Here is a 13,551-nt window from a genome sequence, read left to right as displayed (position 1 = left end):
GTGGTCGGAAGGTCGTTCGCGTGTGGTGTCTGGCGGCCTTTTTCCCGCCCGCCCGTTCTGGTGGGTGGTGAAGGCCGGGCCTCTGGTGGGGTGTCTTTGCCGTGGGCGGCTGCGGGTTGGTGGTCGGAAGGTCGTTCGCGTGTGGTGTCTGGCGGCCTTTTTCCCGCCCGCCCGTTCTGGTGGGTGGTGAAGGCCGGGCCTCTGGTGGGGTGTCCTTGCCGTGGGCGGCTGCGGGACCGGTGTCAGGGGCGTTTGCCGCTTACGCCGGTCATGTCGCCCAACTCCTCGTCTGCGCAGGGCAGTTGCCCCACCCGATGCGTCCGCTGCCTCCGCAACGCCGCCGCCTCCCGGGCCAGGGACTCCACTTGGGGCCAGTCGTGGGAGGTGAGGGCGGCTGGGGGGAGCATCCAGGTGCCGCCGACGCAGGCCACGTTCGGCAGGGCCAGGTAGGCGGGGGCCGAGGCCGGGGTGATGCCGCCGGTGGGGCAGAAGCGGGCCCGGGGGAGGGGGGAGGCGAGGGAGTTCAGGTAGGGCGTGCCGCCCGCTGCCTCCGCCGGGAAGAACTTCATCTCCGTCACGCCCTGTTCGAGCAGCGCCACGACCTCCGAGGCCGTCGAGACCCCGGGCAGGAACGGCACCCCGGACGCCTTCATCGCGGCCAGCAGGGCGGCAGTCCACCCGGGGCTCACCAGGAAGCGGGCCCCGGCGGCCACCGCGTCGGCGACCCCGGCCGGGGTCGTCACCGTGCCCGCACCGACCACCGCGTCCGGGACCTTCGCCGCGATGGCCCGGATCGCGTCCAGCGCGGCCGGGGTGCGCAGGGTCACCTCGATCGCCGGGAGCCCGCCCGCGACCAGCGCCCGCGCGAGCGGCACGGCATCGGCGGCGTCCTCGATCACCACCACCGGGACGACGGGGGCGAGGTCCAGGACGGAGGCGGCGGATGAGGGTGCGGCGGAGGGCGCGGGCGTCATGCGCCCATCCTGCCGACGGCGTGCGGAGTGCGCAACGAGCGTTGCGTATGTTGCAACGGCTGTGGGCCGCGGTCGGCCGCCCCCCTCGCTCGCGTCAGTGGATCTGGGTCACGACCACGTCCAGGGACCAGGCCCGGCCCGGCCTGGCGGGGGGCGCGGCCTCCACGACGTACCCGAGTCCGCGCAGGGTCTCCACGAGTTCCGCCGGGTCGGCGGGGGCGGCTCCGGCGGTGAGCAGATCGCGCACCAGCCGGCCCTTCGTCGCCTTGTTGAAGTGGCTGACGACCGAACGCTTCTCCACCCCGTCGACCATCTGGGAGTGCAGCACCCGCACGGTGGCCGTGCGGCCCGCGACCGCGCCCTTCGGCTTCCAGGCCGCGGCGTACGCCGAGGACCGCAGGTCCAGTACGAGGCCCTCGCCCGCGGCCTCCGTCATGACCGGGTCCAGCACGGTCCGCCAGTACGCCCCCAGCGCACCCAGGCCGGGCAGCTTCACGCCCATCGAGCAGCGGTAGGAGGGAATCCGGTCACCGGTGTGCACGGCGCCCCACAGCCCGGAGAACACGAGCAGCGACTTCGCGGCGCGGCGCTTGGCGGCAGGGTCGAGGGAGGCGAGGTCGAGGGCGTCGTACAGCACGCCCGTGTAGATCTCGCCGGCCGGGCGGGCGCCGGCGGTGCGCAGCCCGGCGTTCTTGGCGACCTCGCCGCGCAGGCCCTCGCTGAGCCCGAGTACCTCGCGGGCCTTCTCCTCGTCGGCCATGCAGAGCTCGACGAGCTCGTCGAGGACGGCCGCGCGTGCCTCCGCGAGCCCCGGCAGCGAGAGCGCCTCCGCCTTCAGGGGCACCCCGCGCCCCGAAGCGGCCTTGCCTTCGGAGGGCGGCAACAGCACCAGCACGGCGATTCTCCTTCTTGTACGTACGGGGAGGGGGTGCGGCCCCCGCGCCAGCCTACGGTGTGCGCCTCCCCGAGCCGAGGACATGGTCCGCCGCCGGCGGGCGCTCCCGTCGGCGGCGAGGAGGTCCCCCGTGGGGCTCGGCCTTCGCGGCCCGGCAGAACGGGCGGGCGGGTGGGAAAAACCCTACGCTCGGTGGCATGCCCCGCCGCCACCTCCACGTGACCGGCGCAGCAGAGGCCCCGCTGCGCGCCGCCCTGAGTGCACTGCGTACGACGCTGGAAGTCCCCGACGGCTTCCCGGCCGCCGTCATCGCAGAGGCGGAGCAGGCGGCCGCCGCACCGCGCCTGCCCGCGTCCGACGCGACCGACCTTCCCTTCTTCACCATCGACCCGCCCACATCCACCGACCTCGACCAGGCGATGCACCTGGAGCGCCGGTCGGGCGGCGGCTTCCGGGTGCACTACGCCATCGCCGACGTCGCCGCCTTCGTCACCCCGGGCGGCGCCCTGGACGCCGAGGCCCACCGCCGGGTGACCACCCTCTACTTCCCGGACGAGAGGATTCCGCTGCATCCCGCCCTCCTCTCCGAGGGCGCCGCCAGCCTGCTCCCGGACCAGGACCGCCCCGCCCTGCTCTGGCGGATCGACCTGGACGCGGACGGCGCGACCACCGCCACCGACGTCCGCCGCGCTCTGATCCGCAGCCGCGCCAAACTCGACTACGAGGGCGTGCAGAAGCAGATCGACACCGGCACCGCGCCCGAGTCCCTCGCCCTCCTCCGCGACATCGGCACCCTGCGCGAGCAGCAGGAAGTCGCCCGCGGCGGCATCTCCCTCAACGTCCCCGAGCAGGAGGTCGTGGAGCACGACCACCGCTACGACCTCAGCTACCGCGCCCCGCTCCCCGCCGACGGCTGGAACGCCCAGATCTCCCTGCTCACCGGCATGGCCGCCGCCCAGCTGATGCTGGCGTACGGGACCGGAATCCTGCGCACCCTGCCCAGCGCCCCGGGCGGCGCGGTCGCCCGCCTGCGCCGCTCGGCGAAGGCGCTGCGCATCGACTGGCCGCACCACGTCCCGTACGCCGCGGTCGTACGCTCCCTCGATCCGCGCGAGCCGAACCACGCCGCGTTCCTCCAGGAGTGCACGACGCTGCTGCGCGGCGCCGGGTACACCGTGTTCACCGGCGGCGCGGCGCCCGAGCTCGCCATCCACGCCGCGGTGGCCGCCGCGTACACGCACTGCACGGCCCCGCTGCGCCGCCTCGTGGACCGCTACGCGGGCGAGCTGTGCCTGGCGGCGGTGGCGGGGCAGGACCCGCCGGACTGGGTGACGGCCGCGCTCGACGGGCTCCCCAGGGAGATGGCCGAGGGCACCCGCCGCGCCAACGCGGTGGAGCGCGAATGCGTCGACATCGTGGAGGCGGCGCTGCTCAAGGACCGGGTGGGCGAGCTGTTCGACGCGACCGTCGTGGACGTCAAGGAGCAGGAACCCGCCGTGGGAACCGTCCACTTGGCGGACCCGGCGGTGGTCGCCCGCATCGAGGGAGGCGACAAGGCACTCCCGCTCGGCGAGCGCCTCAGGGTCCGCCTGACCCAGGCCGACCCGGGCACCGCGAAGGTCCTGTTCGCCCCCGCCTGACCTGCCGCGGCTCAAGCCGCGGGCCCTTGCGCGACCGCCGCCCGCAGCGCCTGCGCCAGCTCCCCGGCCTGGTCCGCGTGGAAGCGCACGGTCGTCACCTGCCGCCGCTTTCCCAGGAGTTGTACGTGGGTGACGGGCTCGGCCAGCTCCACCGTCAGAGAGGTCTGCGAGCCGACAGCCAGCTCCAGGACGTCGTCCGGAGGTGGCGCGCTCCCGTCGGGGAAGCGCAACTCCTTGCGTACGGACGTGATGTGGGCCAGGGGTATCGCCAGGTCCACCTGGACGCCCCGGCGCAGGCGCAGGGTGTCCGGGGTCAGCACATGGGGCCGGGTCACGGCGCCGGCCTGCGTGCCGAGCACCAGCAGGACCGTATAGACGTCGAGGACCAGGAGCACCGCGTGCACGGCGGGCCAGTCGCGTACCAGGAACGACACCCCGACGCTCTCGACGACGCACACGAAGGCGAGCCCGTACACGGTCGCGGCCTGCGGGCTCGCGTACCCGAACGGCCGGTCCGCCGACCGCACTTGGTGGCGGCGCCGGGCGATCCACAGCCCGAAGCTGGTGAACGTCCGCAGCTCGTGCGCGGCCAGTCGGCGCAGCGGTCCCGGTATGAAGCCCAGTCTCATGTCCCTGCACGTCCCTTCTCCGAATGTCTCCGCATCGCCCGCCGTACCGCCTCCGCCTGTGCGGGGGCGAAGTCGGCGAAGAAAGCCTTGAGGAATCCGTTGTCGGCCGCCGCCGCGAGGCCCGTGTCGGTGACCGGCTCCGTCGCCAGGCCGGGCGGTAGGCAGTCGGCGAGCGCCCGTGCGGCCGTCTCCACCCGGGGGTCGGCCGGGTCGGCGTCCGCCAGGTCGTCAAGCAGCGCGTACACCTCGTGTGCCCGCTCGGCCGCTCCCGGCGCGGCGGCCAGGGTGCGCAGGGCGGACATCAGCCGGTCCCGCTCCTCGGGGGCCGCGACGGTCGCCAGCAGGGTGAGCAGCTCCCGGTCCTTGGCGGCCGTCGCCGAACCGGTCCTGCTCGGGCCCAACTCCGCGAAAAAGTCGGCCAGTTCGGGGGAGAGCTCGTCGTCGGCCGTCAGCCTCCCGCTCCCGGCCCGCGCCAGCAGGGTGGCGAGCCGGGCCCGGCGGGCGCGGATCTCCGCCTCCTGACGGGCCAGGTCGGCGTCCAGCTCGGCCAGCACTTCGGCCAGTTCGCGCCCGGCGTCGTCGGCGATCACGTCCCGCACCTCGTCGAGGCCGAGACCCAGCTCGGTCAGGCGCCGGATGCGGGCGAGCTCGATGGCGTCCCGCGCCGAGTACTGCCGGTAGCCGTTCGCCAGCCGGGCCGGCTCCGGCAGCAGCCCGAGGTGGTGGTAGTGCCGGACGGCCCGGGTGGTCACCCCCACCAGCGCGGCGATCTCCGAGATGCGCATGGCTTCAGTAGAAACCCTGACGCTGCGGCAAGGTCAAGCGGAACCCCCGGTGGCTCCGCCCCTGCCGGGCCGACACCGGCGCCGCTCCGCCCGCGGCCGTTCCGCCGCCGCGCGACGGGTAGCATGGTCGGCACGGCAGACGAGCCGGGCGGACGGCCGCGTGGAGATCTTCTGGATCTTCCCGAGGAACGTCCGGGCTCCACAAGGCAGGGTGGTGGGTAACGCCCACCCGGGGTGACCCGCGGGACAGTGCCACAGAAAACAGACCGCCCGGCGCTCAGGCGCCGGGTAAGGGTGAAACGGTGGTGTAAGAGACCACCAGCGCCTGAGGTGACTCAGGCGGCTAGGTAAACCCCACCCGGAGCAAGGTCAAGAGGAGCCGCCGTGAAACGCGGCTCTGCGCGGACGATCGAGGGCAGCCTGCCCGAGTCCGCGGGTAGACCGCACGAGGCCGGCGGCAACGCCGGTCCTAGATGGATGGCCGTCGCCCCGACGACCGCGAGGTCCCGGGGCACAGAACCCGGCGTACAGCCCGACTCGTCTGCCCCCAGGTCTCTGACCTGGGGGTTCAGGCCCGCACGCCACGGCTTCGCGGCGCGCGGGACCCGTACGGCTCCGAGATCTGCTGCGGGATCTACTGCCAGGTGTCGTTGACCGTGGCGGCGTAGCGGTCGTTGTTGGTCAGCGGGGCCAGACCGAGCGCGTTGTCGACGGTGCGCAGCAGGCCGTACTGGTCGGTCCGCTGGCTGGACTGGTAGCCGGTCTTCACCGAGTTCTGCGAGCCGACCAGGATGGTGGGTACGCGGTTGGGGTAGCCGGGGCCGTACGCCTTGGTCGCGCCTTCGTCCCAGGTGACGATGAGCAGGGAGCGCTGCTGGGTCCAGGCCGGCGAGTTGAAGATCGTCGGCAGGGTCTCCTTCAGGTAGTTGTCACCCGCGGTGATCCCGCAGCCCTCCATGTCGTTGCAGCCGTCCGCGGCGAACCACACGAAGTTCGGCGTGGTGTCGGCGGACTTGAGGTCGTCGACCATGCTGGTCTGCGGCTGCGAGTGCGCCTGGCAGTAGGCGTTGTCCGTCTTCATGTCCTTGAAGTAGTAGAACGGCGTGTCGTCGGGCGAGTAGTTGCCGCTGTCCTGCGGGTAGCAGTTGCTCGGCATGTTCTGGACGTAGGCCTTCCAGGTCTTGCCGGCGGCCTCGACGCTGGTGCCCAGGTGGGGGGCGTCGATCGTCGTGGTCGTGATCGAGTTGTCGGTCAGCCCGTACAGGCCGCCCGCGGCCAGCGCCACATAGTTCGGGTCGCTGGGGTGCGTCGTGGCGTACGACTGGGACAGCACCGAGTTCGCGCTCGCGAGGCTGTTGATGTACGGGGCCTGCGCGGTGTTGCCGATGATGTTCTCGTAGTTCTCGTTCTCCATGTACACCACGAAGACGTGGTCGTACCCGGGCACGGAGGACGGCGGCGCGGTCAGGGCGGGGGTCGGCACGGCCGCGGACAGGGTGAGGGAGAGGTCGTCGGCGTAGCCGTCGGTGGTGCTGCCCGCGGACCAGGTGAAGGCGAGGGCGACCTTGATGGAGCGGGTGCCGACGGGCAGGGTGCCGGTACCGGTCTTCTGCAGGAACTCGGTGCTGTTGCCGCGGTCGGTGTTGGTCACCGGGCCGAGGGTGGTGCTGCCGAGGGCGTTGCCGCTGCTGTCGAGGAAGGTGCCGCTCAGCGCGACGCGGTCGTTCTGCGAGGCGTAACCGCCCAGCCAGCCGGACAGGTTGTAGCCGACCGAGCCCGCGTCGATCTCCGACGCGGCCGAGGAGACGTCGACGTCCTGGCTCAGTGCGGAATCGCCGGTCGCTCCGCCGGCGAAGAACCCCTTGCCGCGGGTGGGTGATCCGGGGGTGCTCGCGGTGGGGTAGCCGCCGGCCGCTCCGTAGCAGACCACGTTCGGCTCGCCGCGGGTGATGGTCCAGCCGGGCACGGTCATGCCGTCGAGCCCGTTGGGCGAGCAGATGGCGGCCGACTCGCCGCCCGGGTCGACCAGCAGGTTGCCGCTGGTGGCCGGGGCGGCAGCGGTGCGGTTCGGGGCCGAGGGGGCGGCGGCCTGCCCGGCGTACGCCGATGCGGTGGCCGGGGCGAAGCCCGCGACGCCGAGCAGCACGGTCGACAGAACGAGAACCCGGCTCCGCAGAAGCCGGGTTCTCGTCGCCGAGCGGGGGGTGCGCAGATGCATTGCTCTCTCCTGACGCGATGGGGGACACGCTGTCCGAGCAATTGGGCTAGCCCAAACACGGTAAGGGTGGTCGCGGTGAACGGCGCCCGGTGAACGGCGAGTTGCTCGGCAGACGACGAGCAGGCGAACGGCGGCTCCCAGCGCGTCGACTAGGCTCGGCCGGGTGGACGAAGCAGGCGGCCTGCCCAAGTACTTCCAGGTGAAGATGCGGGTCTCGGCCCTGCTCGGCGGGCTGGGGGAAGGCGCGGTCCTGCCCACCGAACGAGAGCTCGCGCAGCGGTTCGCCGTCTCGCGCACCACCGTCCGCCAGGCCATCAGGGAACTGCGCCTCGAAGGGCGGGTGGAGAGGCGCGGACGCTCCACCGTCGTCGCCGGACCCAAACTGGTGCAGCCGCTCCAACTGGCCAGCTACACCGAGGGAGTTCGCCAGCAGGGCCTCGAACCGGGCCGCCAGGTCGTCGCCTTCGAAGAGACACCGGCCGACGACTTGGTGGCCGTCGCGCTCGCCATCGAGCCGGGCTCCGCCGTCCTGCGCATCGAGCGGCTGCTGCTCGCGGACGGCGTACGCGTCGGCCTGGAACGCACCCATCTGCCGGTGGGCCGGTTCCCCGCCCTGCTGGCCGAGTTCGACCCCGCCACGTCCCTCTACCGGTACCTCACCGCGACCGGCGTGCTGCTCGCCGAGGCCGACGAGCGCATCGAGACGGTGCTGGCTTCCCCGCGTGAGGCGCGGCTGATCGGCACCAGCCCCGCGCTGCCGATGCTGCTCATGAACCGCGTCACCAAGGACGCGCACGGCATTCCCGTCGAGTGCGTCCGCTCGCTCTTCCGCGGCGACCGGTTCAGCTTCACGGCGCGGCTCACGCCCTGAGTCGTCACTGGTACCCCCGAGCCACCTGCGGTTTTCACCGCACGTGACCGTACGGTCATCGCCCGTGTGGCGGACCGCGGGCGGCGGTCGTAGCGTGATCTGCGGCACCGAACCGGGAGCCCGCCCGTCCGAGGAGGCGGCGGGGCCCCCGGGGGCGCCGCACACTCCGGCTCGGGGAACACGAGGTGAATCGCCAGTGCCTTCCCTGCACTTTCCCGTGATGGCCGCCCTCGCGGCCGCCGCATTCTTCCTCTGCCACAAAGGCGGCACCAAGCTCTCGCACGCGCTCGTCTGCGCCGGGTTCGGGTTCTACCTCGCCGACACGGCGGTGGCCCCCACGCTGCACACCGCGATCAACTCGGTCGCCGGCATGCTCGGACAGCTTGGCTGAGCACCCCGGCGCGGGCGCCGTCCGCCGCCGGGCGCGGTGGCCCGTCCTGGCCGCCTGCCTCGTCGCCGTACTGACGGGCTGCGCGGACGTGGAGGGGCTGCACCGCGACGGAGTGGCGGCGAGCGTCTCCCCGCCGGAGCCCCTGTGGCCGCAGACCCTGCCCTCCCCGCCCGGCCCCGAGCAGCAGCGCGGCCGGCCCTTCGCCGTGCCCGGCGTGCCCAAGGTGCCCTCCGGCGACATGCGGGACGCCGACCCGCTCGCCGTGGTCAAGGCGGACCTCGCCGCCGCCGAACGCGAGGACCGGGGCAACGGCTGGCTGGTGGACCGCAGGGCCGCCGACCGGGTGGCCCGCTGCGTACGGGCCGCCGACTGCCCGATGCGCGAACCGGTCCTGCGCGATCTGACCGGCGACGGCCGCGCCGAACTGATCACCGCCGTCGACATCGACGGCAGGGCCAGCGAGCTGCGCGTCTACCACGTCGTGGACTCCGTCGTCACCAGAGTGCTCTCGCGCCGCGCGATCCTCGAAGGCGTCGAACTCGCCGCCGGACACCTCGCGATCCGCGAACCCACCTCGAACGACAAGTTCGTGTACGTCTCGCACTACGCCTGGGACGGCAGGATGATGGCCCTCAGCGAGCTCAAGCTCGACACCTGCCGCGCACTCAAGCAGACCTCCGGCATCCCCTGCGCCACGGCGTCGCCCGCACCGGGCGGCCCCTCGTGACGGCCTGGCGCGAGCGGCTGCGGCCGGGCTGGACGTACGGCCTGCGCTGCAAGATCGTGCTCACCGTCGCCGGGGTGGCCTGCGCCGTCGCAGCGATCCTCGGCGTCCTCGTGCACAACGTGCTGACCCGGCAGCGGGTGGACGAGGTCCGCAAGGAGGCGCGGCAGGACCTGGACGCCGCGATCAAGCATTACGCGTACGGCACCGAGACCACCGACGGGCACGCCGCCACGCTCGACCCGGCCGAACTCCCCGATGCACTAAGGAAGTTGGCGGTCGGGGGTGAGCGCGGAATGATGGTCGGCGAGCAGGGCGGCGAGGCGGTCATGTGGGCGGCGGCCCCGGCCGGCGGGCATGTGCTCGCGCTGACCATTCCGTACGGGAGCACCCGTGACCACCTGCGCCAGATGGACACCGCGATCCTCGGCTCCGCGCTGCTGGCGGCGGGCAGCGTCACGCTGGCCGGCACCTACTTCGCCGGGCGGATCAGCCGCCGGCTCCGCCATACGGCCACGGTCGCACGGCGGATCACCGACGGCGACCTCGATGTGCGCACCGGCATCCCGCCCGGCGGCAAGGGCGCCGAACGCGACGCGGTGACGGCCGTCGCCGTCGCCCTGGACTCGATGGCCGCGTCGCTGCAACGCCGCCTGGAGTCCGAGAAGCGCTTCACCGCCGACGTCGCCCATGAACTGCGCACCCCGCTCACCGGGATGCTGGCCGCCGCCGGGCTGCTGCCCGAGGGCCGCCCCAAGGAGATGATCAACGACCGGCTCAACGCGCTGCACACCCTCACCGAGGACCTCCTGGAGATCTCCCGCCTCGACGCGGGCGCCGAGCAACCGGAGCTGGCCGAGCACGAGTTGGGCCCGCTCGCCGAACGCGCGGTCCGCGCCACGGCACTGCCCTGCGAGGTCCGCGTCGTACGCGATGCCACCGTGCGCACCGACCGGCGCCGCCTGGACCGGATCGTCGCCAACCTCGTCGTCAACGCCCACCGGCACGGCGCGCCCCCGGTGAGCGTCACGGTGGACGGCCCGGTCATCGAGGTCCGCGACCACGGGCCCGGCTACCCGGCCGAACTCATCGACCGCGGCCCCCAGCGCTTCCGCACCGGCGACCCCGGCCGCGGCAGGGGCCACGGCCTGGGCCTCACGATCGCCGTGGGCCAGGCGGAGGTGCTCGGCATCGCCCTGCGCTTCGCCAACGCCCCGACCGGCGGCGCCGTCACGACCTTGCGGCTGCCGGTGGGCTGAGCGGTCTCGCGGAAGTCCGGTGCTGAAGGGGCGCGGGGGAACCGCGCGACCAGCCGCGCCCTGTCCGACCCTGATCCACCGGACACCCCCTAATCGGTACCGAGCGAGCGCGCGGCGACCCCCTTCAGATGGGTGTCGAAGACGCGGGCCGCGTCCGGGGTGAGGGTGGTCAGGGCGACCATCGCGGTGACGATGACGTCGCACAGTTCGGACTGGACGTCCTGCCAGCTGTGCGAGACGCCCTTGCGGGGGTTCTGGCCGGTGGCGCCGATGACCGCCTCGGCGACCTCGCCCACCTCCTCCGACAGCTTCAGCATCCGCAGCAGCGTCTGCTGCTCGGGCGGTACGGGGCTCCGCTCGGTCAGCCAGGCGTGCAGGGCGGCGACGGTGGGCCAGGGGGAGTTCCAGGTGGAGTCGTCCATGCGCCCACGGTGTCATCACTCGGCAGAACACGAGTGGCGGGGGGCGCCGGGCTGGGGTGTCCTGGGGATGCATCGTTCCGCACCGACCAGGAGAGATCGTGACCATTGCCCTCGACAAGCTGACCGACCCGGCCGTGCGCGCCTTCGTCGGTGCGCTCAACGCCGGTGACCGCCAGGCCTTCGCCGCCGCTCTCACGCCCGGCGCCACCATGTCCGACGACGGTTCGGACCGTGACGTCTCCGACTGGACCGAGCGCGAGATCTTCTCCTCGGGCGGGCACATGGACATCGAGAAGCAGACGCACGACGGGCTCGGCCTGGTCGCCAACTACCGCAACGACACCTGGGGCGAGATGCGTACCGCCTGGCGCTTCACCGTCGACGCCGGGAAGGTCAGCCGCTTTGAGACCGGGCAGGCCTGACCCTCCAGGCTGCGCGGGCCGGGGGGCGGCGGGCTCAGCCGCGGCCGATGTAGGGCATCGTCGTGGCGAGGACGGTGGCGAACTGGATGTTCGCCTCCAGCGGCAGCTCCGCCATGTGCAGCACCGTCCGCGCCACGTCCCGCGCATCCATCACCGGCTCCACCGCCAACTCCCCGTTGGCCTGCGGGATCCCGGTCTGCATGCGCTGCGTCATCTCCGTCGCCGCGTTGCCGATGTCGATCTGCCCGACGGCGATCCGGTACGGCCGCCCGTCCAGGGACAGCGACTTGGTCAGCCCGGTCATGGCGTGCTTCGTCGCCGTGTAGGCCACCGAGTTCGGCCGGGGCGCGTGCGCCGAGATCGACCCGTTGTTGATGATCCGCCCGCCCTGCGGAGACTGCTCCTTCATCGCCCGGAACGCCGCCTGCGCGCACAGGAACGCGCCGTTCAGATTCACGTCGACCACCGCGCGCCACGCCTCGTACGACAGGTCCTCGACGGGCACCCCGCCGGGCCCGAACGTCCCCGCGTTGTTGAACAGCAGGTCCACCCGCCCGTGCGCCGCCCGCGCCGCGCCGAACAGCGCGCCGACCTCCTGCGGCGAGGTCACATCCGTACGGACGCACAGCACCTCGGCGTCCGGCCCCGCCAGCGCCGCGGTCTCCTCCAGGGCCTCGGCGCGGCGCCCGGCCAGGGTCACCGCCCAGCCCGCGCCGGCCAGGACCAGCGCCACGGAGCGGCCGATGCCGGACCCGGCACCGGTCACGACGGCAGACTTCTGCGAGGTGATGTCCATGGGCCCGGAGCGTACGGGAGCGACGTCCCCGCGAAGCCGCCCGTCCGCCATGTGGGAGCCGCGTGCCGGTGTGCCGCAGCCCTGCCGGTGTGACCCGTCCCTCCTTTCCCGTCCGCCCCGAAGGACCCCACCAGCCGGGGCGGGCTGAGAGCATGGTTATTCGATTCAACTTTCAGGAGAGAAACCAATGCCGGAGCGCGGGGGCCAGGACACCCAGGGCCGCATATCGACGAGAGCCGCCACCGGGGGCGCCCCCGGTGGCGCCACGGCCGCGGTCCGCCGCACCGGTCTCCTGGTGACGCTGGTGCTCGGCGGGCTCACCGCACTTCCCCCGCTCTCCATGGACATGTACCTCCCGGCACTGCCCGAGGTCACCGAAGCGCTGCGCTCGCCCGCCGCGACCGTCCAGCTCACCCTCACCGCCTGCCTCGCCGGCATGGCGCTCGGCCAGCTCGTCGTCGGGCCCATGAGCGACAAGTGGGGACGCCGCCGCCCCCTGCTCATCGGCATGGTCGTCTACGTCGTCGCCACCGCGGTCTGCGCCTTCGCCCCGAACGCCGAACTCCTCGTCGCCTTCCGCCTGTTGCAGGGCCTGGCCGGGGCCGCGGGCATCGTGATCGCCCGCGCCGTGGTGCGTGATCTGTACGACGGTGTCGAGATGGCCCGCTTCTTCTCCACCCTGATGCTCATCTCCGGCGTCGCACCCGTGGTGGCGCCGCTGATCGGCGGACAGGTGCTGCGCCTGACCGACTGGCGGGGCGTCTTCGCCGTACTGACCGTGATCGGTGTCCTCCTGACCGCCGTGGTCTGGAAGTGGCTGCACGAGACGCTGCCGGTGGACCGGCGGCACCCGGGCGGTGTCGGCGAGGCCCTGCGGACCATGGGCGGCCTGCTCAGGGACCGGGTCTTCACCGGCTACATGCTCGCGGGCGGTCTGGCCTTCGCCGCGCTGTTCGCCTACATCTCGGCCTCCCCGTTCGTGGTGCAGGAGATCTACGGCGCCTCCCCGCAGACCTTCTCCCTGCTGTTCGGTCTGAACTCCGTCGGCCTGGTCGTCGTCGGCCAGATCAACGGCAAGCTCCTCATCGGCCGGGTCAGCCTGGACAAGGCGCTCGGCTTCGGCCTCGCCGTCATCACCCTGGCGGCGACGGCGCTGCTCCTCATGACCTCCGGAGTGTTCGGTCACGTCGGTCTGGCGCCGATCGCGGCCGGACTGTTCGTCCTGATGTCGGCGATGGGGCTCGCCATGCCGAACACTAACGCCCAGGCCCTGATGCGCACCCCGAACGCCGCCGGAGCCGGGTCCGCCCTGCTCGGCACCTCCTCCTTCCTGATCGGCGCGATCGCCTCCCCGCTGGTCGGCATCGCGGGCGAGGCGACCGCCGTGCCCATGGCGGTCGTCCAGCTCGCCGCGGCCGTCGCGGCCCTGCTCTGCTTCCTGCTGCTGTGCCGGCCCTGGCAGCTCAACGCCGGGCCCCTCACCTCGGCGGCCGCTCCCGCGGCGCCGCAAAAGTAGACTCCCCCG

The 13,551-nt window shown here is 72.8% G+C and carries 14 protein-coding genes and 1 other RNA gene; 8 read left to right on the top strand and 7 right to left on the bottom strand.

The window, feature by feature from the left end; all coding sequences use genetic code 11:
* Window positions 1-242: 242 nt before the first annotated feature.
* Together eda and yaaA are read right to left on the bottom strand one after the other, a co-directional pair.
* On the bottom strand, window positions 243-974 hold the full coding sequence (gene eda / locus ACIQ8J_RS02590; protein ID WP_403264034.1) for a bifunctional 4-hydroxy-2-oxoglutarate aldolase/2-dehydro-3-deoxy-phosphogluconate aldolase: 732 nt from the start codon (window positions 972-974) through the stop codon (window positions 243-245).
* Window positions 975-1,068: 94 nt separating this feature from the next.
* Window positions 1,069-1,869: a peroxide stress protein YaaA gene (gene yaaA / locus ACIQ8J_RS02585; protein WP_403264033.1), complete on the bottom strand. Its 801-nt coding sequence runs from the start codon at window positions 1,867-1,869 to the stop codon at window positions 1,069-1,071.
* A 197-nt stretch (window positions 1,870-2,066) separates the two neighbouring features.
* Between yaaA and ACIQ8J_RS02580 the strand changes: the two genes are divergently transcribed.
* Complete coding sequence (locus ACIQ8J_RS02580) at window positions 2,067-3,509, top strand: RNB domain-containing ribonuclease (protein WP_403264031.1); 1,443 nt, start codon at window positions 2,067-2,069, stop codon at window positions 3,507-3,509.
* Between the two features lie 11 nt (window positions 3,510-3,520).
* Here ACIQ8J_RS02580 and ACIQ8J_RS02575 read toward each other — a convergent pair whose 3' ends face one another.
* Together ACIQ8J_RS02575 and ACIQ8J_RS02570 are read right to left on the bottom strand one after the other, a co-directional pair.
* Window positions 3,521-4,138 (bottom strand): hypothetical protein, encoded by a 618-nt coding sequence (locus ACIQ8J_RS02575; protein ID WP_403264029.1) that lies wholly within the window; start codon window positions 4,136-4,138, stop codon window positions 3,521-3,523.
* Entirely contained in the window at window positions 4,135-4,923 is a 789-nt protein-coding gene (locus ACIQ8J_RS02570) for a MerR family transcriptional regulator (protein ID WP_403264027.1), read from the bottom strand. The genes ACIQ8J_RS02575 and ACIQ8J_RS02570 overlap by 4 nt, the downstream gene beginning before the upstream one ends.
* Before the next feature lie 140 nt (window positions 4,924-5,063).
* Here ACIQ8J_RS02570 and rnpB point away from each other — a divergent pair.
* Window positions 5,064-5,467: RNase P RNA component class A (gene rnpB / locus ACIQ8J_RS02565), an RNA gene on the top strand.
* A gap of 90 nt (window positions 5,468-5,557) precedes the next feature.
* Here rnpB and ACIQ8J_RS02560 read toward each other — a convergent pair.
* On the bottom strand, window positions 5,558-7,141 hold the full coding sequence (locus ACIQ8J_RS02560; RefSeq protein ID WP_403264026.1) for an alkaline phosphatase family protein: 1,584 nt from the start codon (window positions 7,139-7,141) through the stop codon (window positions 5,558-5,560).
* A 163-nt stretch (window positions 7,142-7,304) separates the two neighbouring features.
* On the opposite strand from ACIQ8J_RS02560, the gene ACIQ8J_RS02555 reads away from it, so the two are divergent.
* The 4 genes from ACIQ8J_RS02555 (at window position 7,305) to ACIQ8J_RS02540 (ending at window position 10,386) form a co-directional block, all read left to right on the top strand.
* A complete protein-coding gene (locus ACIQ8J_RS02555; RefSeq protein ID WP_403264025.1) occupies window positions 7,305-8,012 on the top strand; it encodes a GntR family transcriptional regulator in 708 nt (235 codons plus the stop codon).
* Between the two features lie 196 nt (window positions 8,013-8,208).
* Window positions 8,209-8,403 (top strand): hypothetical protein, encoded by a 195-nt coding sequence (locus ACIQ8J_RS02550; RefSeq protein WP_403264023.1) that lies wholly within the window; start codon window positions 8,209-8,211, stop codon window positions 8,401-8,403.
* Window positions 8,396-9,130, top strand: a complete 735-nt coding sequence (locus tag ACIQ8J_RS02545) for a hypothetical protein (protein WP_403264022.1) — start codon at window positions 8,396-8,398, stop codon at window positions 9,128-9,130. The genes ACIQ8J_RS02550 and ACIQ8J_RS02545 overlap by 8 nt, the downstream gene beginning before the upstream one ends.
* Window positions 9,127-10,386: a sensor histidine kinase gene (locus ACIQ8J_RS02540; RefSeq protein ID WP_403264020.1), complete on the top strand. Its 1,260-nt coding sequence runs from the start codon at window positions 9,127-9,129 to the stop codon at window positions 10,384-10,386. The genes ACIQ8J_RS02545 and ACIQ8J_RS02540 overlap by 4 nt, the downstream gene beginning before the upstream one ends.
* An 89-nt stretch (window positions 10,387-10,475) precedes the next feature.
* Here the strand turns inward: ACIQ8J_RS02540 and ACIQ8J_RS02535 are convergent, their stop codons facing one another.
* Window positions 10,476-10,808, bottom strand: a complete 333-nt coding sequence (locus ACIQ8J_RS02535) for a MazG-like family protein (RefSeq protein WP_403264019.1) — start codon at window positions 10,806-10,808, stop codon at window positions 10,476-10,478.
* Between the two features lie 98 nt (window positions 10,809-10,906).
* On the opposite strand from ACIQ8J_RS02535, the gene ACIQ8J_RS02530 reads away from it, so the two are divergent.
* Window positions 10,907-11,230: a nuclear transport factor 2 family protein gene (locus ACIQ8J_RS02530; protein ID WP_403264017.1), complete on the top strand. Its 324-nt coding sequence runs from the start codon at window positions 10,907-10,909 to the stop codon at window positions 11,228-11,230.
* 34 nt (window positions 11,231-11,264) lie between these two features.
* On the opposite strand, the gene ACIQ8J_RS02525 is transcribed toward ACIQ8J_RS02530, so the two are convergent.
* Window positions 11,265-12,026, bottom strand: coding sequence for an SDR family oxidoreductase (locus ACIQ8J_RS02525; protein ID WP_403264015.1), 762 nt, complete (start codon window positions 12,024-12,026; stop codon window positions 11,265-11,267).
* 187 nt (window positions 12,027-12,213) lie between these two features.
* Here ACIQ8J_RS02525 and ACIQ8J_RS02520 point away from each other — a divergent pair, with 187 nt between their 5' ends.
* A complete protein-coding gene (locus ACIQ8J_RS02520; protein WP_403264013.1) occupies window positions 12,214-13,542 on the top strand; it encodes a multidrug effflux MFS transporter in 1,329 nt (442 codons plus the stop codon).
* The last annotated feature ends 9 nt before the right edge of the window (window positions 13,543-13,551 follow it).

This window comes from Streptomyces sp. NPDC094147, assembly GCF_044764265.1.
Taxonomy (GTDB): Bacteria; Actinomycetota; Actinomycetes; order Streptomycetales; family Streptomycetaceae; genus Streptomyces.
This window is presented reverse-complemented; position numbering and strand designations above follow the sequence as displayed.

Excerpts from the sequence above, each read along its gene's own strand:
- ACIQ8J_RS02560 (WP_403264026.1), bottom strand. The coding sequence starts at position 7,141 with ATGCATCTGCGCACCCCCCGCTCGGCGACGAGAACCCGGCTTCTGCGG.
- ACIQ8J_RS02575 (WP_403264029.1), bottom strand. The coding sequence starts at position 4,138 with ATGAGACTGGGCTTCATACCGGGACCGCTGCGCCGACTGGCCGCGCAC.
- ACIQ8J_RS02520 (WP_403264013.1), top strand. The coding sequence starts at position 12,214 with ATGCCGGAGCGCGGGGGCCAGGACACCCAGGGCCGCATATCGACGAGA.
- ACIQ8J_RS02580 (WP_403264031.1), top strand. The coding sequence starts at position 2,067 with ATGCCCCGCCGCCACCTCCACGTGACCGGCGCAGCAGAGGCCCCGCTG.
- ACIQ8J_RS02535 (WP_403264019.1), bottom strand. The coding sequence starts at position 10,808 with ATGGACGACTCCACCTGGAACTCCCCCTGGCCCACCGTCGCCGCCCTG.
- ACIQ8J_RS02570 (WP_403264027.1), bottom strand. The coding sequence starts at position 4,923 with ATGCGCATCTCGGAGATCGCCGCGCTGGTGGGGGTGACCACCCGGGCC.
- eda (WP_403264034.1), bottom strand. The coding sequence starts at position 974 with ATGACGCCCGCGCCCTCCGCCGCACCCTCATCCGCCGCCTCCGTCCTG.
- ACIQ8J_RS02525 (WP_403264015.1), bottom strand. The coding sequence starts at position 12,026 with ATGGACATCACCTCGCAGAAGTCTGCCGTCGTGACCGGTGCCGGGTCC.